This is a genomic window from Streptomyces sp. NPDC005393 (genome assembly GCF_040606675.1).
Lineage (GTDB): Bacteria > Actinomycetota > Actinomycetes > Streptomycetales > Streptomycetaceae > Streptomyces.
Map to the genome: position 1 here is coordinate 352,762 of NZ_JBEXFG010000002.1, position 21,259 is coordinate 374,020.

Genomic DNA, 21,259 nt, shown 5'->3' on the forward strand with positions numbered 1-21,259 from the left:
AAATTCCGCCCAAAGCGAAGACATCCCCGACGGTACCGCAGCTTCCGGCTCCCGGCCTCGGCTCCTGGCCTCAGACCGGCAGCACCACCCGCATCACGAGCCCCCCGCCCTCGCGCGGCTCCGCCACGATCCTGCCGCCGTGGGCGCGCGCCACGGAGCGCGCGATCGACAGCCCGAGGCCGACGCCCTTGTCGCTGCCGGTGCGCTCGGTGCGGAGCCTGCGGAAGGGCTCGAAGATGTTCTCCATCTCGTAGGCGGGAACCACCGGACCGGTGTTCGAGACCACCAGCACCGCCTGACCCTGCTGCATCTCGGTGGTGACCTCGACCGAGCCGCCGTCCCCGATGTTGTAGCGCACCGCGTTCTGGACGAGGTTCAGCGCGATCCGCTCCAGCAGGACGCCATTGCCCTGGACCACCGCGGGCCCCCGGACGCCCCGTACCTCCACGCCCTTGGCCTCCGCCTCCGCGCGGAGCTGCTCCAGCGCCTGGGAGGCCACCTCGGCGAGGTCGACCGGCTTGCGGTCGACGATCTCGTTGTCGCTGCGGGCCAGTAGCAGCAGGCCCTCCACCAGCTGCTCGCTGCGCTCGTTGGTGGCCAGCAGGGTCTTGCCGAGCTGGACCAGCTCCGGGGGCGCCTGCGGGTCGGAGAGCTGCACCTCCAGCAGCGTGCGGTTGATCGCCAGCGGGGTGCGCAGCTCATGCGAGGCGTTGGCGACGAACCGCTGCTGGGCGGTGAACGCCCGGTCCAGCCGCTCCAGCATCTCGTCGAAGGTGTCGGCCAGTTCCTTGAGCTCGTCGTCCGGGCCGTCCAGCTCGATCCGGCGGGACAGGTCCGACCCCGCCACCTGGCGCGCCGTACGGGTGATCCGGCCGAGCGGCGAGAGCACCCGCCCGGCCATGGCGTAACCGAACGCGAAGGCGATGACGGACAGGCCCAGAAGGGCTATCAGGGAGCGGCGCAGCAGCCCGTCAAGGGCCAGCTGCCGCTGCTCCTTCATGCAGGTGTTCAGGACCGCGTTGAACTCGTCGGAGCGGCTCTGGCCGATGATCTCGGGACAGGTGTTGTTGGTCGGCTGCACACTGCCGCCGACCAGCTTGAACGGCAGCTCGTTTCCCACGTGCAGGGCCTGCGCGGCCAGCAGATAGATGATCGTCAGCAGCATCACCCCGGCGATCAGGAACATCCCCCCGTACAGCAGGGTCAGCCGTATCCGGATGGTGGGGCGCAGCCAGGGGTTGGGGCGCGAGCCGTGCTGCGGATCCCAGCTGGGCTTCGGTGGCGCCGTCGGCGGAAGCGGAGTCGTCGCCATGCCGGATCAGATCCGGTAGCCCGAGCCGGGGACGGTGACGATCACCGCGGGCTCGCCGAGCTTGCGGCGCAGCGTCATCACGGTCACCCGGACGACGTTGGTGAACGGGTCGGTGTTCTCGTCCCACGCCTTCTCCAGCAGCTGCTCGGCGGAGACCACGGCGCCCTCGCTGCGCATGAGCACTTCGAGGACCGCGAACTCCTTCGGCGCCAGCTGAATCTCCTTGCCGTCCCGGAACACCTCACGGCGGTTGGGGTCCAGCTTGATCCCGGCGCGCTCCAGGACGGGCGGCAGGGCGACGGTGGTACGGCGGCCGAGCGCCCGGACGCGCGCGATCAGCTCGCTGAAGGCGAAGGGCTTGGGCAGATAGTCGTCCGCGCCGATCTCCAGGCCCTCGACCCGGTCGCTGACGTCGCCGGCGGCGGTGAGCATCAGGACCCGGGTGGGGATGCCGAGTTCGACGATCTTGCGGCAGACGTCGTCGCCGTGGACGAGGGGCAGGTCCCGGTCGAGGACGACGACGTCGTAGTCGTTGACGGCGATGCGCTCCAGGGCGGCGGCTCCGTCATACACGACGTCGACGGCCATGGCCTCCCGGCGCAATCCGGTGGCCACCGCATCGGCGAGCAGTTGCTCGTCCTCGACGACGAGTACGCGCACGTCGTTAGTCCTTCCCTCATTGCCGCAGTGGGCGTGATCTCGCCAAACTCGATGAGCGTTCGGCGCCTCCATCCTGCCTCGAAGTCTCATAAACCGGCGGTAAGAGGGACCCGGGGACCGACTTCATGATCACTAAGGATTCTTTTGGTCCGGAGGTTTCCGCTCCGAGCGGGGTGGGGAGGACGACTGCACACCCCGCGATCACGCCCTGTATGTGGCATCCCATGACGCCGCAGCCACCCTCAGGGATCACGCACGTGATCGCTCCCGCCGTCGGCACACCCCCGTGCCACCGACCCACGACGAGGGGGCGCACCATGGACGCGTTCACCGCAGGCATTCTGCAGCGTATAGAGACCACCCAGTCCGACCTCACTCGTGCCCGCGAGACGGGCGATGAGTTCCTCGCCGACGTGGAGCTGGCGGAGCTGGAAGACCTCCGTCGGCTGGCCGCCGAGCACGGCGTCGAAGTCAGCGCCGCTTGATCCACGCTTGATCCAGTTGTAGTTCGTACTTCGGATCCCGGTCCGGATCCAGACCGCTCTTCCGAAGAACGACCCGTCACACCACGCCGAAGCGCCCCGGTGCCCTCCTGACACCGGGGTGCTTCGCGTGTGCCGGGTGACGGTTCAGTCGTGCCAGGCGCCCAGGTCGTCCAGAAGCCGCTGCAGCGGCTCGAAGAGGCCGGGGGGTGCGGCGATCGTGAGCTCCCCGGAGGCGGGGACACCCGGCCGCCCGCCGGTGAGCGCGCCCGCCTCGCGGGCTATGAGGGCGCCGGCCGCGTAGTCCCACGGATTGATCCCGCGCTCGTAGTAGGCGTCGAGCCGGCCGCAGGCCACATCGCACAGATCGATGGCGGCCGACCCGCCGCGCCGGATGTCGCGCACCTGGGGCAGCAGTTCGTGGAGGACCCTGGCCTGGCCGACGCGCCGCTCTCGTACATAGCCGAAGCCGGTGGCGATCAGTGACTGCTCGAGGGCGGGCGCGGGGCGGCAGCGGACCGGCTCCCCGTTGGTGTGGGCGCCCTGGCCGAGGACCGCGTGGTACGTCTCGCCGCGCATCGGGGCCGTCACGACGCCGACGACCGTCTCGCCGTCCTTCTCGGCGGCGATGCTGACCGCCCAGGACGGCAGGCCGTAGAGGTAGTTCACCGTCCCGTCGATCGGGTCGATCACCCAGCGGATCCCGCTGCTGCCCTTACTGTCCGCGCCCTCCTCGCCCAGCAGACCGTCGTGCGGACGGTGCCGGCCGAGGAAGTCGGTGATCAGCTTCTCGGCGGCGATGTCCATCTCGGTGACGACGTCGATCGGGCTGGTCTTGGTGGCGGCCACGCCGAGGTCGGCCGGGCGGCCGTCGCGCAGCAGGTCCCCCGCCCTGCGGGCGACCTCCAGCGCCAGATCGAGGAGTTCGGTCGTGAGGGGGTCGGTCATCGTGCTCCTTAGCGGATTACCCGGATATGCGAGCGGCGCCGACGGCGGTGGCGGGCCGGGGACGGGGGCGGGCCGTGCTCAGTCGGCACCCGCGGCGGCGGGCCGCCCCGACCGGGCCGGGCAGCAGCCCGCCGGGCAGAGGTCGTGGCTCGCTCCCAGGGAGCCCAGGGCGCACCGCTCGGGGGTGACGGCCGCCCGGCCCTCGACGAAGCGCTCGGTGGTCGCGCGCTCCAGCACCAGATCGCGCACCGCCGAAGCGAACCGCGGATCGGCGCCGACGGTCGAGGCACGGGCGACCGGCAGCCCGAGCTCGGCGGCCTTGGCCGTGGCCTCGGTGTCGAGGTCGTACTTGACCTCCATGTGGTCCGAGACGAAGCCGATCGGGATCATGACGGCGGCGGGCGCGCCCTCGCCGTGCAGCTCTTCGAGGTGATCGCAGATGTCCGGCTCCAGCCAGGGGATGTGCGGGGCGCCGCTGCGCGACTGGTAGACGAGGCGCCAGGGGTGGTCGGCGCCGGTCTGCTCGCGCACCGCGCCGGCGATCAGCCGGGCGACATCGAGGTGCTGGGCCACATACGCGCCGCCCTCCCCGTGGTCCTCCACGGGGCCGGAGGTGTCCGCGGCGGCGGTCGGGATGGAGTGCGTGGTGAAGGCGAGATGCGCCCCGGCGCGCAGCCCCTCGGGCAGCTCGGCGAGCGCGGCCAGCGTCGCGTCGACCATGGGCTGTACGAAGCCGGGGTGGTTGAAGTAGTGCCGCAGCTTGTCGACGCGCGGCAGCGGAAGACCCTCGCCCTCCAGGGTGGCCAGCGCGTCCGCGAGGTTCTCGCGGTACTGACGGCAGCCGGAGTACGAGGCGTACGCGCTGGTGGCCAGCACCAGGATGCGACGGTGACCGTCGGTGACCATCTCGCGCAGGGTGTCGGTCAGATAAGGCGCCCAGTTGCGGTTGCCCCAGTAGACCGGCAGCTCCAGGCCGTGCTCCGCGAAGTCCTTGCGCAGCGCCTGCAGCAGCTCGCGGTTCTGGGCGTTGATCGGGCTGACCCCGCCGAAGAGGAAGTAGTGCCGGCCGACCTCCTTCAGCCGCTCGCGCGGGATGCCCCGCCCGCGCGTCACGTTCTCCAGGAACGGCACGACGTCCTCCGGGCCCTCGGGCCCGCCGAAGGAGAGCAGCAGCAGGGCGTCGTAGGGAGCGGGAGATGGCTGTACTGACTGATCCGGCATGCTCCCGATCCTGCCACCAGCCTCTGACAGGCGGGAAATGGCCCTGCGCGGCCCGCGGGATGCCCGTAAGCTGTATCAGCTTCTACGATCCTTACCCTGCTCACCGGCGGAGCCCTGCTGTGTCCACTCCCGGCCCTTACCGCGCGATCTTCGCCGCCCCCGGCTCCAAGGCCTTTTCCGCGGCCGGTTTCGTGGGGCGGATGACCCTGTCGATGACGGGCATCGGCCTGGTCACGATGGTCTCCGAACTGACCGGCCGGTACGGGCTCGCGGGCGCGCTGTCGGCCACGCTCGCGCTCTCCGCGGCCGCCATCGGCCCGCAGCTCTCCCGGCTCGTCGACCGGCACGGCCAGCGCCGGGTGCTGCGCCCGGCGACCCTGGTCGCGCTCGCCGCCATCGCCGGGCTGCTGCTGAGCGCGCACCGGGGCTGGCCGGACTGGACGCTGTTCGCCTTCGCCGCCTCGGCGGGCTGTGTGCCGAGCGTGGGCTCCATGGTGCGGGCCCGCTGGGCGGCGGTCCACCAGGACGCGCCGCGTGAGCTGCACGCCGCGTACGCCTGGGAGTCCATCGTCGACGAGGCGTGCTTCATCCTCGGCCCGGTCATCTCGATCGGCCTGTCCACGGCCTGGTTCCCGGAGGCGGGCCCGCTGCTGGCCGCCTGCTTCCTGGCCGCCGGGGTCTTCTCGCTCACCGCGCAGCGCGCCACCGAGCCGGTGCCGCATCCGCGTGAGCACCACACCGGCGGCTCGGCGCTGCGCTCGCGCGGGCTCCGGGTGCTGGTGGCCACCTTTGTGGCGATCGGCGCGATCTTCGGGGCGGTGGACGTGGTGACGGTCGCCTTCGCGGAGGACGAGGGCCACAAGGCCGCGGCGAGTCTGGTGCTCGCGGTGTACGCGCTGGGCTCGTGTCTGGCGGGCGCGGTCTTCGGGCTGCTGCGCCTCGGGGGATCGGTGTCCCGCCGGTGGTTGCTGGGTATTTGTGCGATCGCCGTGAGTATGATCCCCCTCCAACTGGTCGGGAATCTGCCGTTCCTGGCCGTGGCGCTCTTTGTCGCGGGCCTGTCCGTCGCACCGACGATGGTCACCACCATGGCCCTCGTCGAACGGCACGTACCACGCGCGCATCTGACCGAGGGCATGACCTGGGTGAGCACCGGGCTCGCGGTCGGCGTGGCGCTCGGCTCGTCGGCCGCCGGCTGGGTGGTCGACGCCGCCGGAGCCCGCGCGGGGTACGCGGTGCCGGCCGTGGCCGGGGCGCTCGCGGCGGCGGTGGCGTTCCCCGGGTACCGCCGGCTCCGGCCGGCGCCACAGCGGGAGGGGTCGGCGGATGGCCGTCAGGACCGTAAAGACCGTGCGGAGCAGCGTGTGGCGTAACTGGGCGGGGAATGTGACCGCCCGGCCGGTACGGAGCGTGGCCCCTTCGTCCACCCAGGAGCTGGCCGAGGCGGTGCGCCGGGCGGCGGCGGACGGGCTGAAGGTGAAGCCGGCCGGCACCGGCCACTCCTTCACCACCGCGGCGGCCACCGACGGTCTGCTGATACGCCCCGACCGTCTGGTGGGCGTCCGTGAACTGGACCGCGAGGCCGGAACCGTGACCGTCGCGGCCGGCACCCCGCTCAAGCAGCTCAACGAGACGCTGGCGGCCCACGGTCTGTCGCTCACCAATATGGGCGACATCATGGAGCAGACCGTGGCCGGGGCCACCTCCACGGGCACCCATGGGACCGGCCGCGACAGCGCCTCGATCGCCGCCCAGATCAGGGGGATCGAGCTGGTGACGGCGGACGGCTCGGTGCTGCGCTGCTCGGCACGGGAGAACCCGGAGATCTTCGCGGCCGCCCGGATCGGGCTGGGCGCGCTCGGCGTGGTCAGCGCGATCACCTTCGGCGTGGAGCGGGAGTTCCTGCTCACGGCGCGCGAGGAGCCCATGCCCTTCGACCGCGTGATGGCGGACTTCGAGCAACTCGCGGCCGAGAACGAGCACTTCGAGTTCTACTGGTTCCCGCACACCGGCAACTGCAACACCAAGCGCAACAACCGTAGTACGGGCCCCGCCGCCCCGGTCGGCCGCGTCAGCGGCTGGGTCGACGACGAGCTGCTCTCCAACGGCATCTTCCAGGTGGCCTGTTCGGTGGGCCGGGCGGTCCCCGCCACCATCCCCGGTATCGCCAAGATCTCCAGCCGCGCCCTGTCCGCCCGCAGCTATACGGACATCCCGTACAAGGTCTTCACCAGCCCGCGCCGGGTCCGCTTCCTGGAGATGGAGTACGCGGTACCGCGCGAGGCCGCGGTCACGGCACTGCGCGAGCTCAAGGCGACCGTCGAGCGGTCCGGGCTGCGGGTCGGCTTCCCGGTGGAGGTGCGCACCGCGCCCGCCGACGACATCCCGCTGTCCACCGCCTCCGGCCGGGACACCGCGTACATCGCCGTCCATCTCTACCGGGGCACCCCGCACCGGGCGTACTTCACGGCGGCCGAGCAGATCATGACCGCGCACGGCGGCCGGCCGCACTGGGGCAAGCTGCACAGCCGCGACGCCGCCTATCTGGCCGGGGTCTATCCGCGATTCGGCGAGTTCACGGCGGTACGCGACCGGCTCGACCCGGACCGGCTGTTCGCCAACGACTATCTGCGCCGGGTGCTCGGCGACTGAGGCGGCTCACTGCCCGGCGGTGACGTCCGGCTGGGGCGTGGTGCTGCCCGTGCCGGCCGTACCACTGTCGGTGGCGCCACCCGACGGGGTCCAGGACGGGGCCGGGGTGGCGGGCGCGGAGGTGCCGGGCGTGCTCCGGTCCGTGGCACCGCTTCCGCCGCCGGAGCCCGTGCCGGTGCCGGACGATCCGGAGGGGCTCGGCGTCGAGGTCGCGGTACCGGACGCGCCGCCGCCGCGGGAGGTGCGCGAGGCCGGGGCGTCACCGTTCCGGGACGAGTCCGGGGACGGCGTCGTCGAGTCCCGGCGCGAGGAGGCCGGGGCGGGCTTCGAGCCCGATGACCCCGACGAACCGGTCACGCTTTCACTGACGGTCGTACCGCCGCCGTCACCGCCCCAGACATTGGAGACCGGACCGCCGGAGAACCACTCGATCCCCGTGATCGCGCTCATCGCGACGGCGAAGACGGCGAGCGCCCCGAGGATGGGGCGCTTCGCACCGCGCAGCCGGGTGCCGTGCGTGGTCGGCTCGCCGTACTCACCGGGAGCAACGGGCTCCGCTCCCGGCGCGGGCGCCGCGGCGCCGCGGCGGCCACGCCCCTTCGGCCGCGTCTGGACCCGCACCTCCTTGATCTGCTCACCGGTGCGCCGGAACAGATGCTGGAAGACGGTGCCGCCCGCGGTCGCCACCACGCTCACCACGCCCGCGCCGATGATCGTCCCGTAGACGCCGAGCTTGGAGGCGAGCACCGCGGCGGCCACGGCGGCCAGCGCGCTCCCGGCGACCTGGGGGACGTTCAGCTCCAGCCGCCTGTTCGTGTGTTGCCCGTCGCTCTCGGACTTGCCGTACATCTCCCGCCCTTGCTTGGACATTCGTTCCACCCCGCAGAGGGAAGTGACCGATAAACGAAGCGGATCGTTCCGATTCTGACGTTTCTGTGAAACTTCCCACCCACATCGCGTGCTACTTCGAAGGATTGGGCGTCCGATCCCCGTGCCGCCCGGGAACTCGGCTGGCGCGCCGCTCCACCCGGGCGGCCCGAATGGAGTACTGTGGCGAGCCCTGGTCCCGCTGTCCCGTCCGGCCGCCCGGACCCAACGGGAGGGGCCGAATGGCGGCAACCAACCGGCCCGGGCAACTCGGCAAAGTTGTGGCAGGCTGCACCCGGGCAGGTCACACTCGTCTAGCGGGAGAGCAGCGACGCAACCGTGACGTCGGCAGGCACCACCCGGGAGGTCCCCATGCCCGAACTGCGTGTCGTGGCCGTCAGCAACGACGGCACACGGCTGGTGCTCAAGGCTGCGGACAGCACGGAGTACACACTTCCCATCGACGAGCGACTGCGCGCCGCGGTGCGCAATGACCGCGCTCGGCTCGGCCAGATCGAGATCGAGGTCGAGAGCCATCTGCGGCCCCGTGACATCCAGGCCCGTATACGCGCCGGCGCCACGGCCGAAGAGGTCGCGCAGATGGGGGGCATCCCCGTCGACCGCGTGCGCCGCTTCGAGGGCCCGGTGCTCGCGGAGCGCGCCTTCATGGCCGAGCGCGCCCGCAAGACCCCCGTGCGCCGCCCCGGCGAGAACACCGGACCGCAGCTCGGCGAGGCCGTCGCGGAGCGGCTGCTGCTGCGCGGCGCCGAGAAGGACACCGCGCAGTGGGACTCCTGGCGGCGCGACGACGGCACCTGGGAGGTGCTGCTGGTCTACCGGGTCGCCGGTGAGCCGCACTCGGCGAGCTGGACCTACGACCCGCCCCGGCGGCTGGTCCAGGCGGTGGACGACGAGGCGCGGGCGCTGATCGGCGAGGCCGATGACACGCCCGAGCCGAGCTTCCCGTTCGTGCCGCGCATCGCCCGGCTGCCACGCGACCGGGACAGAGAAAGAGACCGCGACCGTGCGTCGCCCGAGCACCTCGGCGACGAGAACGAGCCGGCGTCCGCAGCGATGGACGACGGTTTCGGCGGCGAGCGGGACTCGCTCACCAGTCTGCTGGAGGCCGTGCCCAACTTCCGGGGGGACATGGTCGTGCCCGAGGCGCCGGTCGCACCGGCGCCTCTGCCGGACGAGCCCGCCGAGGAAGCTGAGGCCGTCGAGCCGCCCGCCCCGGCGGCGAGTGCGGGTTCGGCGTACGCCGATGTGCTGATGCCGCGTTCGGTTGCGGGCCACCGCGACCGGCTGACCGGTACGACCGACCGCCAGGCGGAGGCGGACGGCGTCCGTCCGGGCCGCCGGGCGGCGGTGCCGAGCTGGGACGAGATCGTCTTCGGTACACGCCGGAAGAAGCAGGAGTAGCCGCCGGGCGCGCTCCCGCTCGCTGTATCCCGTTCTGTGGGCCCTGCCATCTCCTGGCAGGGCCCACAGACGCGCTCAGCCCGGCTGGGGGCCCGTGGCCACCGGACGGCCGCCGGCGGCGGACCACTCGCTCCAGGAACCGACGTACAGGGCCGCCGGAATGCCCGCGACGGCCAGCGCCAGCACCTCATGCGCGGCGGAGACGCCCGAGCCGCAGTAGACCCCCACCTCTGCGTCCCGGGTGGCACCCAGCGCCGCGAAGCGCTCGGCCAGCCGGTCGGCGGGCAGGAAGTGACCGTCGCCGGTCGCGTTGTCCACCGTGGGGGCCGAGACCGCGCCCGGGATATGGCCGGCGACGCGGTCGATCGGCTCGACGTCGCCCCGGTAGCGCTCGGCCGCCCGTGCGTCCAGCAGCACCCCGCGCCGCGCGAGCGCCGCCGCGTCGTCCGCTTCCAGCAGCGGAAGGGCCCCGGGCTCCGGGACGAAGTCGCCCTCGGGCTCGGCGGGGGCGTCGGTGGTCAGGGAGCCGCCGTTCGCCGTCCAGGCGGGCAGACCTCCGTCGAGTACCCGTACGGACGGATGCCCCGCCCAGCGCAGCAGCCACCACGCGCGCGCCGCCGCCCACCCCTGTCCGCCGTCGTACGCCACCACGCGCCGCTCGCGGCCGACCCCGGCCCGACGCATCGCGGCTGCGAACGCGGAAAGATCGGGCAGCGGATGGCGGCCCGCCGGCCCGGCCGGGCCCGCGAGCTCGGTGTCGAGGTCGACGTAGACGGCACCGGGCAGATGCCCCGCCTCGTACGCGGGGCGGCCGGGTGGGCCGCCGAGCTGCCAGCGCACGTCAAGCAGGAGCGGGGGCTGCTCCCCCACCCATTCGCTCATGAGATCGGATGCGGTGATGATGGCATTCATGGGAACCATCCTTACGTAGATATCCTTGCGACATTTGGACGACCCAATCACCCCACGTACTGCTGATGGCCACACGACCGCAATGAAGCCGAAACGGATATGCGGTGGTAAATCGGGCATTCTCCTGCGGGAACCCGCGAATTGCGGTGCGGCCGGGGCGCGCTGTGCGACAGGTGGTGCAAATATCTGTCGGGCCCCCCGCAGCACCTCCGCACGACGCCCCGCGCCGCCGACCGGCCCGGGGCCGCACGGCCACGACGATGATGGTCCGAGGAGAGATTGACGTATGACCGAGGCAGCGACTCGGCGCACACCGGGCACGCCCTGCTGGACGAGTCTCATGGTGCACAGCCTTGCCGCGACACAGGACTTCTATCACGCCCTGTTCGGCTGGGAGTTCACACCGGGCCCACAACAGCTCGGCGCGTACGTCCGGGCGGCCCAGGGCGGACGGCCGGTCGCCGGGTTGAGCGAGCTGCCTCCGGAACGCCACCTGCCGGTGGCCTGGATGACCTATCTGGCGTCCGACGACGCCGATGAGACCGCGGAGATGATCCGCGCCTGCGGCGGCACCGTCGCGGTGGGCCCGCTGGACGCGGACGAGTCCGGCCGGATGCTGATCGCCTCCGATCCGGAGGGCGCCGTGTTCGGGGTGTGGCAGCAGGGCGAGTACGCGGAGGCGAGCGAGTCCGGGGCGCCGGGCACCCCGGTGTGGCACGAGTTGATGACCCGCGACTCCACCGGGGTCGTGAAGTTCTACCGGATGGTCTTCGGCTACCAGGCGGAGTCGGCGCCCTCGCCCGACTCCGGCTGCCGGACGCTGCGTCTGGACGGGCGGCCGGTGTGCGCGCTCCAGAGCGTGGGCAGCGCCCTGCCGCGCGACCGTGGACCGCACTGGATGACGCACTTCGCGGTGGCGGACGTGGACGACGCGGTGCGCCGGGTGATCTCGTCGGGCGGCCGGGTGGTGCGACCGCCGTCGGACGGCAGGGCCGGGCGCACGGCCACGGTGGCGGACCCGGAGGGCGCCGCCTTCACCGTCGTCCAGGCCGGTCGCCGATGACGGCGCGGCGACGCGTGGCCTAGGCCGGCGGGCCGGAGAGCGAGTCGACCGGCAGCACATCGGGTGACAGGGCGGCGGCGTGCGCTCCTGCGGCCGTCATCCGGCGCCGGTGGTGGCGGCGGCACAGCACCTCGTAACCGACCTCGCTCTCCGGCTGGTTGACATCCCCGACGACGACCTGGGCGCCCTCGACGACCATCCGGCCGCCGACGGTACGGGCGTTGTGCGTCGCCCGCGCGCCGCACCAGCACAACGCCTCGACCTGCAGCACCTCCACCCGGTCGGCGAGCTCGACCAGGCGCTGTGAGCCCGGGAAGAGTTTGCTGCGGAAGTCGGTGGTGATACCGAAGGCGAAGACGTCCACGTCCAGATCGTCCACGACGCGGGCGAGTTGGTCGATCTGGAGCGGGGCGAGGAACTGCGCCTCGTCCACGATCACATAGTCGGCGCGGCCCCCGGCCGTCAGCACCCCGACCACATGGGCATAGAAGTCCAGGTCCTCGCCCGCCTCGACCGCCTCGGTGACCAGACCGAGCCGCGAGGAGAGCTTGCCCTCCCCCGCCCGGTCGTCCCGGGTGTAGATCATCCCTTGGAGCCCGCGCGCCGAGCGGTTGTGCTCGATCTGCAGAGCGAGGGTGCTCTTTCCGCAGTCCATGGTTCCGGAGAAGAACACCAGCTCGGGCATGGGGGTGGCAGCGCCTTTCGTACGGAACGGGGGAAGGAGCGAGGGGAAGAGGCGCGGGAGGGACCGCTCAGGAGCGTACTTCGAGGAGCGGCACCAGCTGCTCCACCGGGGTCATCGAACCGTGCAGCCCGACCATCGTGGACTCCTTCGGCTCGGTCTCCGAGGCGACGATCGCGACGTCCTGACACGCGGCGGCCACCACATCGCCGATCCGCCGGTACACCCGGTCGTCCACGCCCTTGCCGCCGCCGTCGCCACCGCCGGGCCGCCCGAACCAGCCCGCCTCGATGGCCTCGTCACGGCTCGCCACCCACATCCGCTCCCCCAGCACCTCGCGCCATACGGCCAGCACATCGCCGGCGGCGCCGGGGACCGCGTACACATGCCGGGCGCGGCCCTCGCCACCCAGCAGCGCGACGCCCGCCCGCAGCTCCCAGTCCTCGTCGAAGTCGATGCGCGACTCGGGGTCGAAGGGGATGTCGATCATGCCGTGGTCGGCGGTGACGTAGAGCACGGCGCGGGGCGGGAGGCGCTCGGCGAGCCGCTGGGCCAGCCGGTCGACGTAGCGCAGTTGGTCACGCCACTCTTCGGAGTCCACGCCGAAGCGATGACCCTTGCCGTCCACTTCGCTGTAGTACGTGTAGACGAGCGAGCGACCCGCGGCGCCGAGCTGCTCGGCCGCGAGATCCATCCGCTCCTCGCCGGAGAGCCGGCCGTGGAAGGTGCCGCCGCTCAGCGCGATCTTGGTGAGCGGGGTCTCCTCGAAGGTCGGGGCGGAGACCTGGCAGGTGTGCACGCCCGCGGCGTCGGCGCGCTGGAAGACGGTCGGATACGGCTGCCAGGCGTGCGGATCCGTCCAGGGCTGCCAGCGCAGCTGGTTCATCAGGGCGCCGGTGGCGGGATTGACCACCGTATAGCCGGGCAGGCCGTGGGCGCCGGGGGGCAGGCCCGTGCCGACCGAGGCGAGCGACGTCGCGGTGGTGGACGGGAAGCCCGCGGTGAGCGGCGCCCCCGTGCGGTTCAGCGAGCTGGGCAGCAGCGAGGTCAGAAAGGGCGCCTCGGCGGGGTGGGCGCGCAGCAGCTCCCAGCCGAGGCCGTCGATCAGGAAGACGCAGACGCGGTCGGCGGGCGCGAGGGCGAGCCCGGAGGCGAGCCCCGGGACCTCCTGGCCCGTGCCGACGGCGGGCAGCAGATCGGCGAGCGACCCGGTGCCGTAGCGCGGTGCGGGGGCGGAACGGGGGTCGAGCAGGGCGGGCTCGGGCCAGAGGGAGCCGGTGGCGGTGGGGCCGGTGGCGGAGCCGGACATCAGCGGCCGGCGTCCGGCGTGGCCGCGGTGGCCTCGGAGAGTGCCTGGGCGAAGACGAGGGTCTGGCGGACGCTGTCGGGGCCGTCGCCCGCCTCGCTGACGCGCAGGCTCAGGTCGTCGGCGGTGGAGGAGCCGGTGTAGCCGTGGTCGGCCTCGCAGTTGGGGTCGCCGCAGGCGGCGGGCTCCAGGTCGAGGCGGCTGACCGCCCCCCAGCCGATGGTGAGCACGACCTCGCGGGGCAGCGTGCCCGGGGTGTACGACTCGGGGTTGGCGACGACCCGGCTGAGCACGACCGAGGAGATCCGCTGGAGCTTCACGGACTCGGTGGAGGTGGTGGCGTACGGCGACGGGGAGGTGCCGTCCGCGGCCTGCTCGTCGGTGTGGCTGACGATGAAGCGATGGTCGGTGAGGACGAGGACCGTGACATGGCGGCGGACCTCGTTGGCGTCGAACGTGGTCTCCTGGTGGACCAGGTACGACACGATGGGCTCACCGCCCACGGCGGCCTCCACCGCCTCGGCAACGAGTGCCGGGTAATAGCCGCTGCGCTCGATCGCCGCGCGCAGCCCCTGGGTCGTCGTACCGGTCTTCGCCATGTGCACCATCCTACGGGCCCGTACCGACACCGGCGCCCATGCCCGCCACGGTCCGGACGGGCCTGCGGGCGCTGTCAGTAGGCGGGCAGGTGGCGCGGGCCGAGGTCGGTGCGCACGGGCGGCGGCGCGAGGCGCGCGGACGCGCCGAGCACGGACAGGCCCCGCTGGGCGACGACGACCGGTTCGAGGTGGACGGCGACCACCTCGGGATGGTCGTCCACCAGCCGGGACACCCGCAGCAGCAGCTCTTCGAGCGCCGCGGTGTCGACGGGCTTGGAGCCCCGCCAGCCGAAGAGGAGCGGCGCGGTCCGGATGGACCGGATCAGCCCGGCGGCGTCCCGGTCGGTGGCGGGAACGAGGCGGTGGGCGGTGTCGCCGAGCAGCTCGGAGGGGGCGCCCGCCAGCCCGAAGGAGAGCACGGCCCCGGCGGCGGGGTCGATGGCGGCCCGTACGACGGTGTCGATGCCGCGCGGCGCCATCCGCTGCACGACCAGCCCCAGCTCCTCGGGCGGGCCGAGGTAGTCGGTCAACTCGGTGTAGGCGCGGCGCAGTTCCGCCTCGCTGCCGAGGTCGAGCCGTACGCCGCCCAGGTCGGTGCGGTGGCGCAGATGGGGGGCGGTGGGCTTGAGCGCGACCGGGAAGCCGAGCCGCACGGCGGCGCGGACGGCGGTGCCGGGGTCGGGCGCGGGGAGGGCGGGCAGCACGCTGACGCCGTAGCGGGCGAGAAGGCGCTGGGTGTCCGCGGCGGAGAGCTCGACACCGGTCTCCTCGGCCCCGGCCTCGCCGGGGATCCCGTCCGGCGCCGTGGGCTCCGGACGCGGGGCGCCGTCGGCCGGGGCGAGCAGCACCTCGATATCGGCGGCGGCCCCGGCCTCGTCGATGTCGTCGTACTCCGGCACCCGTCCGGGCTCGGCCGCCTCCCGCCGCCAGCGCGCGTACCGCACGGCCTCGGCGAGAGCCCGTACGGCCCGCTCGGCGGCGGGATACGCGGGAATCCGAGGGGTCCCCGGGGCGGCCTCGTCGCGCGTGCCGGCCAGGGCCGCCGCGAGCTCCGGGATCTCCAGATGGACCGCCGCCACCGGCTTGGCCGCACCTGCTCCGGGGGCCTCGACCGCCGCCTCGCGCACGGCCGCGGCGAGGCCGGCCGCACAGGTGTCACCGACCCACGGGATGGCGGTGACGACGACGGAGTCGCACGCGTCGTCAGCGAGCGCCTCGGTGAGGGCGCGCCGGAAGTCCTCCGGCTCTGCGGCCGTGGTGAGGTCGCGGGGCGACAGGGGGCGGAGCCCCTCGGTGAGACAGGCGTCGTAGGTGAGCAGGCCGAGGGACTCGGAGTTGCCGAGGATGGCGACGCGCGAGCCGGCCGGGAGCGGCTGGGAGGCGAGCAGGACCCCGGCGTCGGCCAGCTCGGTGACGGTGTCCACGCGGATGACGCCCGCCTGTCGCAGCAGGTCGGAGACGGTGGCGTCCGGGATCCGGGTGGTGGGCACGGCATGGCCGGTGGGGGCGCTGCCGCTGTGGCGGCCGCCCTTGACGACCACCACGGGTTTGACCGCGGCGGTGCGCTTGGCGAGCCGGGTGAACTTCCGGGGGTTGCCTATCGATTCGAGGTACATCAGGGCGACGTCGGTCTGCGGATCGTCGTACCAGTACTGCAGAAGGTCGTTTCCCGAGACGTCGGCGCGGTTCCCGGTGGACACGAAGGTCGATATCCCCGCGATTCCGGCGAGGCTCGACAGCCCCGCGCCGCCCCGATTCAGCCCGGACAGCAGCGCGATGCCGATCGCCCCGGACTGGGTGAACAGGCCGAGCCGGCCGGGGTTGGGCAGCTGGGGCGAGAGGGAGGCGTTCAACTGGACGCCGTCGGAGGTGTTGATGACCCCGAAAGCGTTGGGGCCGATGACGCGCATGCCGTAGGTCCGTGCCTGGCGGACGAGGTCGCGCTGCCGGGCGCGGCCCTCGGGCCCGCTCTCGGCGTACCCGGCGGAGAGGACGACGAGTCCCTGGACGCCGTGCTCCCCGCAGTCGGCGACGACGGCGGGCACCTGCTCCGCGGGGACCGCGACGACGGCCAGGTCGACGGGTTCCTCGACAGTGCGCAGCGAGCGGTGGGCCGGGACGCCCTCGGGGTCGAGCAGCGTGCGGCCTTCGGGGAAGGCGCGATTGACGGCGTACGTACGGCCCTTGAAGCCGCCGTCCAGGACGTTGCGCAGCACGGTGCGGCCGACGCCGCCGGGGGCGCGGCCGGCGCCGATGACGGCGACGGAGCCGGGGGCGAGCAGCCGCTGGACGGAGCGGGCCTCGGCCCGCTGCTCGCGGGCGCGCATGACGGCCAGCGAGCGGTCGGTGGGTTCGAGGTCGAATTCGAGGTGGACGACCCCGTCCTCGAAGCTGCGCTTCTGGGTGTAGCCCGCATCCGTGAACACCTTGATCATCTTGGCGTTGGCGGGCAGCACCTCGGCGGCGAAGCGGCGAATGGCGCGCTCGCGGGCGACGGCGGCGATGTGTTCGAGGAGGGCGGAGGCGACACCGCGGCCCTGATGGTCGTCCTGGACGAGAAAGGCGACCTCGGCCTCGTCGGCGGGTGCCGTGGCCGACCGGCCGTTGCCGTCGATGCGGTCGTAGCGGACGGTGGCGATGAACTCATCCCCGACGATGGCCGCCAGGCCGACCCGGTCGACGTAGTCGTGGTGCGTGAAGCGGTGCACATCGCGGTCGGAGAGGCGGGGGTAGGGCGCGAAGAAGCGGTAGTACTTCGACTCGTCCGAGACGTGCTCGTAGAAGCTGACCAGCCGCTGCGCGTCGTCGGGGGTGATGGGGCGGATCTGGGCGGTGCCGCCGTCCCGGAGCACCACGTCGGCTTCCCAGTGGGTCGGGTAGGCGTGGTGGTCCGACGGGATCCGCATGCGGCCCAGGGTACGGGCCTGGTACAGGGGGGTCCGAATGATGGACACCCTTGCGTTGAGCGCGGGTGTCGGGGGAAGGTCCGTATCGGGCCGGTCCGGGCATGCCCGGACTCACTCGGGCATGGCCCGGATGCATACGGACACCGTATGATTTTGGTCTAGACAACAGCAACCCGCCACACCTGAAGGGCAACACCATGGCTGAGCGCCGCATCAACATCGGCTGGGCCGAGGGCCTGCACGCCCGCCCTGCGTCGATCTTCGTCCGGGCGGCCACCGCCGCCGGCGTCCCCATCACGATCGCCAAGGCTGACGGCACCCCGGTCAACGCCGCTTCCATGCTGGCCGTGCTCAGCCTGGGCGCTCAGGGCGGCGAGGAGGTCGTTCTCGCGTCCGACGCCGAGGACGCCGAGGTCGCGCTCGACCGTCTGGCGAAGCTGGTGGCGGAGGGCCTGGAGGAGCTTCCGGAGACCGTCTGATTCCCTCCGAATCCGCATTCGGAGGGACGGGGCCGCGGTGACCATTCAGGTCACCGCGGCCCCATTTGTTGTTTTTCTCATTCCGGCCGGACTCGGCGACGAAGACCGAGCCGCGATAGCGCGCCGAGAATTCCCCCCCTCAGCTGTATACGGGACCGCTGTTAATTCCGGCCGCTTGCCGTGTTTACGGAATGTTTCGAAGTTCTCACCGGAACAGGGCGGCGCAACCGGAATTCCGACAGCGCGCGCTCGGTATGCGCCGTGGCGAGCGCCCGCGCCCGGTCCGCGTCACCGCGCGCGACAGCGTCCACCAGCGCGCCGTGCTCCGCCCAGGACTCGACGGCCCGCACCCTCGGATCGGGGCGCCCCGCACCGCCCGGCGCCGGGGGCGGCACGATCTGCCGGGCCGGATCGACCGCGTACACCCACGCGGTCTTGCGCCGCAGCTGGACGAGGAGCCCGGCCAGGCTCGGGCTGCCGGACGCCTGGGCGAGCGTCTCGTGGAACCAGTCGCCCAGCGACCGCGCCTCACTGAACTGGCCGCGCTGGGCCCGCTCCTGGCCGAGCCGGACCAGGCCGCGCAACACCTTCAGATGCGCCTCGGTGCGCCGCTGGGCGGCGCGGGCGGCGCCCAGCGGCTCCAGCAGCGCGCGGATGTCGAGCAGATCGGCCGCGTCGCGCTCGGAGGGCTGCGCGACGCACGCGCCCGCGTGGCGCCGGGTCGTCACAAAGCCCTCGGACTCCAGGGTGCGCAGCGCCTCGCGGACGGGCACCCGCGAAACGCCGTAGCGCCGGGCGAGAAGTTCCTCGGTGAGCCGGCTGCCGGGCGCGAAGGTTCCGGAGACGATGTCGTCGCGGATCGCGGTGCACACCGCGTGTGCCGAAATCCGCCGGCCGCCCTGGATCGCGGTCGTATCCCCGCTCACTTACGGACCCGCATTGTCGAACCTCCGCCTTAATGCCCGCGAAACGCACCTGATTGGCACGCGTTTGACGACTCTATTCCAAGCGGCCGGAATTTCCGATGGCGGGAGGGATTTCATGGATATTTTTTGGTCACCGTGCAGTGGACATGCGGAAGGCCCCGTCCCTGGAACCCAAGAGCCGGACGGGGCCTTCGCGTCACGTCTTCGCGGTGAGTGCTCGCGATGAGTCCTGGCGACGGTCAGACGTTGACGCCGTGCGAGCGCAGGTACGCCACGGGGTCCATGTCCGAGCCGTAGTCCGGGCTGGTGCGGGCCTCGAAGTGCAGATGCGGGCCGGTGACGTTGCCGGTGGCGCCCGACAGGCCGATCTGCTGGCCGGGGGTGACCTTCTGGCCGACCGAGACGCCGATCGACGAGAGGTGGCCGTACTGGGTGTAGGTGCCGTCGTTCATCTTGATGACGACGTTGTTGCCGTAACTGCCGCCCCAGCCCGCCTCGACGACCTCGCCGGAGCCGACAGCGTGCACCGAGGTACCGGACGCGGCGTGGAAGTCGATCCCGGTGTGGCTGCCGGAGGACCACAGCCCGCTGGACGCCTGGTAGCCGGTGGAGACGTAGGAGCCCGTGACCGGCGACACGAAGGTGTTGAGACGCTTGCGCTCGGCCTCCCGCGCGGCGCGCACCTTGACCTCGCGCTCCGCCTTGGCCTTCTTCGCCGCCGCCTCCGCCTTTCTGGCGGCCTCCTGGCGCGCGACCGCTTCCGCCCGCGCCTTGGCCGCCGCCTGAGCGGCGGCGTTCTCCTGGGCCTGCGCCTGCTCCTCGATGTGGCCGGCGAGCCCGTCGCCGATCACGATCGCCTGGCGCAGACCGGTGTCCTGGGGAGCGGGGGCCTCATCGGATGCCGCGAAGGCCGGTCCGGCGATCCCGGCGACGACACCCGAAGCGACCGTGGTGATGCCCACGAAGTTCGCGCCGGTGCGGACGGTGGCCCTGCGGGGACGGCGGTGCTTCCCGGCGGCACTGGTGGACGCCATAGGCTGGCGCACTCCTTTCCTTCCTTCTCGCCTACCGGGTTAGCTGACGGGTTCGGAGCAGGAAGGTCTCCTACGAGCCCCTCCCCCGGCCGGGGAAGGCGCACGATTCACCCCTGGGGACATGTGGGTCCCCGGCTCCCCTGGCTCGCGCCGTACGGGGACTCGGCGATGGCTGTCCGTGCCGCGGGTGCGGCGTGCAACTGGCGAACAGCCGGACTGACGCTAAACGGGGCATCTTTCGATCACCAAACAGATCCGGGTTTTTGTTGCTCTCGCCACAAACCAAACAAGCGATCTCTCTATAAAACGGGCATACGAGAGGACCCTGGCGTCTCATGCGACGCCAGGGTCCTTCCGCTGATGGCTCGTCGGCCCGCCGTGCCGACTCCGGGCGAATCAGCCCGAGATGACGCGCACCTCGCCGATGCCCAGCGCCTTGACCGGCTCCGCGATCACCGAGGCGTCCCCGACCAGCACCGTGACCAGCCGGTCCGCGGGGAAGGCGCTCACCACCGCCGCGGTCGCCTCCACCGTCCCGGCCTCCGCGAGGCGGGCGTACAACTGCGCCTGGAAGTCGTCCGGAAGGTGCTGCTCGACCTGATCGGCGAGGGTGCCCGCGACGGCCGCCGCCGTCTCGTACTTCAGCGGGGCGACACCGACGAGGTTCTGCACGGCGACATCGCGCTCGGCATCCGTCAGACCCTCCTCCTGCAGCGTGCGCAGCACCTTCCAGAGGTCCTCCAGCGCGGGCCCGGTGACCTCGGTGGCCACCGAGCCGCTGATCGCCAGCATCGCGGCGCCCGTGGACCCGCCGGCGGGCGACGGGGGCGACGAGCGCAGCACCTGGCCGAAGGCGCGCACGCCGTAGGTGTAGCCCTTCTCCTCGCGCAGCACGCGGTCGAGCCGGGAGGTGAGGGTGCCGCCCAGGCAGTACGTGCCCAGCACCTGCGCGGGCCAGATCCGGTCGTGGCGGTCGGCGCCGATCCGCCCGATGAGCAGCTGCGTCTGCACCGCGCCCGGCCGGTCGACGATCACCACACGGCCGGTGTCGTCGGCGATGATCGGGGGGACGGGGCGCGGCGCGGCAGCGCCGCCCTTCCAGGTGCCGAGGGTGTCGGCGAGCGCCTTCTCGAGGTCCACGCCGCTGAGGTCGCCGACCACGACGGCGGTCGCCGTGGAGGGCCGGACATGCGCCTCGTAGAAGGCCCGTACGGCCGCGGCGTCGATGCCCTCGATGGTCTCCTGGGTGCCCTGGCGCGGCCGGGACATCCGCGACTCGGCCGGGAACAGCTCCTTGGCCAGGGCCATCGAGGCGCGGCGGGCGGGGTTGGCCAGCTCGTGCGGGATCTCGTCCAGCCGGTTGCGCACCACCCGCTCGACCTCGCTGTCGGGGAAGGCGGGGGCGCGCAGGGCGTCGGCGAGCAGGCCGAGCGCCTTGGGCAGCCGGGAGACCGGGACCTCCAGCGAGACGCGGACGCCGGGGTGGTCGGCGTGTGCGTCCAGGGTGGCGCCGCAGCGCTCGAGCTCGGCGGCGAACTCCTCGGCGTCGTGCTTGTCGGTGCCCTCGGACAGGGCGCGCGCCATGATCGTGGCGACGCCGTCGAGCCCGGCCGGCTCGGCGTCGAGCGGGGCGTCCAGATTGATCTCGACGGCGACGACCTGCTGGCCGGGGCGGTGGCAGCGCAGCACGGTGAGGCCGTTGGCCAGCTCACCGCGCTCGGGGGCCGGGAAGGCCCACGGCTTCGGGGCACCGCCCTGCGGCTGCGGGTGGAACGTCATGGTCGCGGT

Annotated in this window: 19 protein-coding genes and 1 riboswitch; of the genes, 6 read left to right on the forward strand and 13 right to left on the reverse strand. The window is 72.4% G+C overall.

Annotation, left to right across the window (positions count from 1 at the left end; genetic code table 11):
* Positions 1-70 precede the first annotated feature (70 nt).
* Together ABZS71_RS04010 and ABZS71_RS04015 are read right to left on the reverse strand one after the other, a co-directional pair.
* Positions 71-1,312 (reverse strand): ATP-binding protein, encoded by a 1,242-nt coding sequence (locus ABZS71_RS04010; RefSeq protein ID WP_356207413.1) that lies wholly within the window; start codon positions 1,310-1,312, stop codon positions 71-73.
* Between the two features lie 6 nt (positions 1,313-1,318).
* Complete coding sequence (locus tag ABZS71_RS04015) at positions 1,319-1,972, reverse strand: response regulator transcription factor (RefSeq protein WP_355845978.1); 654 nt, start codon at positions 1,970-1,972, stop codon at positions 1,319-1,321.
* Positions 1,973-2,289: 317 nt separating this feature from the next.
* Here ABZS71_RS04015 and ABZS71_RS04020 point away from each other — a divergent pair, with 317 nt between their 5' ends.
* Positions 2,290-2,457: a hypothetical protein gene (locus ABZS71_RS04020; protein ID WP_167542486.1), complete on the forward strand. Its 168-nt coding sequence runs from the start codon at positions 2,290-2,292 to the stop codon at positions 2,455-2,457.
* Positions 2,458-2,601: 144 nt separating this feature from the next.
* Here the strand turns inward: ABZS71_RS04020 and ABZS71_RS04025 are convergent, their stop codons facing one another.
* Positions 2,602-3,402: an inositol monophosphatase family protein gene (locus tag ABZS71_RS04025; RefSeq protein WP_356207416.1), complete on the reverse strand. Its 801-nt coding sequence runs from the start codon at positions 3,400-3,402 to the stop codon at positions 2,602-2,604.
* A gap of 78 nt (positions 3,403-3,480) precedes the next feature.
* Positions 3,481-4,623: a ferrochelatase gene (locus tag ABZS71_RS04030; protein ID WP_356207419.1), complete on the reverse strand. Its 1,143-nt coding sequence runs from the start codon at positions 4,621-4,623 to the stop codon at positions 3,481-3,483.
* Positions 4,624-4,742: 119 nt separating this feature from the next.
* Here ABZS71_RS04030 and ABZS71_RS04035 point away from each other — a divergent pair, with 119 nt between their 5' ends.
* Positions 4,743-5,996, forward strand: a complete 1,254-nt coding sequence (locus ABZS71_RS04035; RefSeq protein ID WP_356207421.1) for an MFS transporter — start codon at positions 4,743-4,745, stop codon at positions 5,994-5,996.
* The gene (locus ABZS71_RS04040; RefSeq protein WP_356207423.1) at positions 5,950-7,275 is read left to right on the forward strand and encodes a D-arabinono-1,4-lactone oxidase; all 1,326 of its coding nucleotides are present in this window, start codon (positions 5,950-5,952) and stop codon (positions 7,273-7,275) included. Before ABZS71_RS04035 ends, ABZS71_RS04040 begins: the two co-directional genes overlap by 47 nt.
* A gap of 6 nt (positions 7,276-7,281) precedes the next feature.
* On the opposite strand, the gene ABZS71_RS04045 is transcribed toward ABZS71_RS04040, so the two are convergent.
* The gene (locus tag ABZS71_RS04045; RefSeq protein ID WP_356207425.1) at positions 7,282-8,145 is read right to left on the reverse strand and encodes a hypothetical protein; all 864 of its coding nucleotides are present in this window, start codon (positions 8,143-8,145) and stop codon (positions 7,282-7,284) included.
* 369 nt (positions 8,146-8,514) lie between these two features.
* Between ABZS71_RS04045 and sepH the strand changes: the two genes are divergently transcribed.
* Positions 8,515-9,564, forward strand: a complete 1,050-nt coding sequence (gene sepH, locus ABZS71_RS04050; protein WP_355845998.1) for a septation protein SepH — start codon at positions 8,515-8,517, stop codon at positions 9,562-9,564.
* A gap of 75 nt (positions 9,565-9,639) precedes the next feature.
* Here sepH and ABZS71_RS04055 read toward each other — a convergent pair whose 3' ends face one another.
* Positions 9,640-10,476 (reverse strand): sulfurtransferase, encoded by an 837-nt coding sequence (locus tag ABZS71_RS04055; RefSeq protein WP_356207428.1) that lies wholly within the window; start codon positions 10,474-10,476, stop codon positions 9,640-9,642.
* Positions 10,477-10,762: 286 nt separating this feature from the next.
* On the opposite strand from ABZS71_RS04055, the gene ABZS71_RS04060 reads away from it, so the two are divergent.
* Entirely contained in the window at positions 10,763-11,539 is a 777-nt protein-coding gene (locus ABZS71_RS04060) for a VOC family protein (protein ID WP_356207431.1), read from the forward strand.
* 19 nt (positions 11,540-11,558) lie between these two features.
* On the opposite strand, the gene ABZS71_RS04065 is transcribed toward ABZS71_RS04060, so the two are convergent.
* From ABZS71_RS04065 to ABZS71_RS04080, 4 genes are all read right to left on the reverse strand, one after another.
* Entirely contained in the window at positions 11,559-12,224 is a 666-nt protein-coding gene (locus ABZS71_RS04065; RefSeq protein ID WP_355846007.1) for a thymidine kinase, read from the reverse strand.
* 67 nt (positions 12,225-12,291) lie between these two features.
* Positions 12,292-13,530 carry a nucleotide pyrophosphatase/phosphodiesterase family protein gene (locus ABZS71_RS04070; protein ID WP_356207433.1) on the reverse strand — a complete coding sequence of 413 codons (1,239 nt, stop codon included), beginning with the start codon at positions 13,528-13,530 and terminating at the stop codon, positions 12,292-12,294.
* Positions 13,530-14,126: a DUF5998 family protein gene (locus ABZS71_RS04075; RefSeq protein WP_356207435.1), complete on the reverse strand. Its 597-nt coding sequence runs from the start codon at positions 14,124-14,126 to the stop codon at positions 13,530-13,532. The genes ABZS71_RS04070 and ABZS71_RS04075 overlap by 1 nt, the downstream gene beginning before the upstream one ends.
* Positions 14,127-14,200: 74 nt before the next feature.
* Positions 14,201-17,032: a GNAT family N-acetyltransferase gene (locus tag ABZS71_RS04080; RefSeq protein ID WP_356207437.1), complete on the reverse strand. Its 2,832-nt coding sequence runs from the start codon at positions 17,030-17,032 to the stop codon at positions 14,201-14,203.
* 197 nt (positions 17,033-17,229) lie between these two features.
* Between ABZS71_RS04080 and ABZS71_RS04085 the strand changes: the two genes are divergently transcribed.
* The gene (locus ABZS71_RS04085) at positions 17,230-17,511 is read left to right on the forward strand and encodes an HPr family phosphocarrier protein (RefSeq protein WP_355846019.1); all 282 of its coding nucleotides are present in this window, start codon (positions 17,230-17,232) and stop codon (positions 17,509-17,511) included.
* Between the two features lie 161 nt (positions 17,512-17,672).
* Here the strand turns inward: ABZS71_RS04085 and ABZS71_RS04090 are convergent, their stop codons facing one another.
* From ABZS71_RS04090 to ABZS71_RS04100, 3 genes are all read right to left on the reverse strand, one after another.
* Positions 17,673-18,437: a GntR family transcriptional regulator gene (locus ABZS71_RS04090; protein WP_356207440.1), complete on the reverse strand. Its 765-nt coding sequence runs from the start codon at positions 18,435-18,437 to the stop codon at positions 17,673-17,675.
* Positions 18,438-18,676: 239 nt separating this feature from the next.
* Complete coding sequence (locus ABZS71_RS04095) at positions 18,677-19,471, reverse strand: M23 family metallopeptidase (protein WP_356207442.1); 795 nt, start codon at positions 19,469-19,471, stop codon at positions 18,677-18,679.
* A gap of 14 nt (positions 19,472-19,485) precedes the next feature.
* A riboswitch (cyclic di-AMP (ydaO/yuaA leader) is annotated at positions 19,486-19,649 on the reverse strand.
* 218 nt (positions 19,650-19,867) lie between these two features.
* Positions 19,868-21,250 (reverse strand): pitrilysin family protein, encoded by a 1,383-nt coding sequence (locus ABZS71_RS04100; RefSeq protein ID WP_356207543.1) that lies wholly within the window; start codon positions 21,248-21,250, stop codon positions 19,868-19,870.
* Positions 21,251-21,259 lie beyond the last annotated feature (9 nt).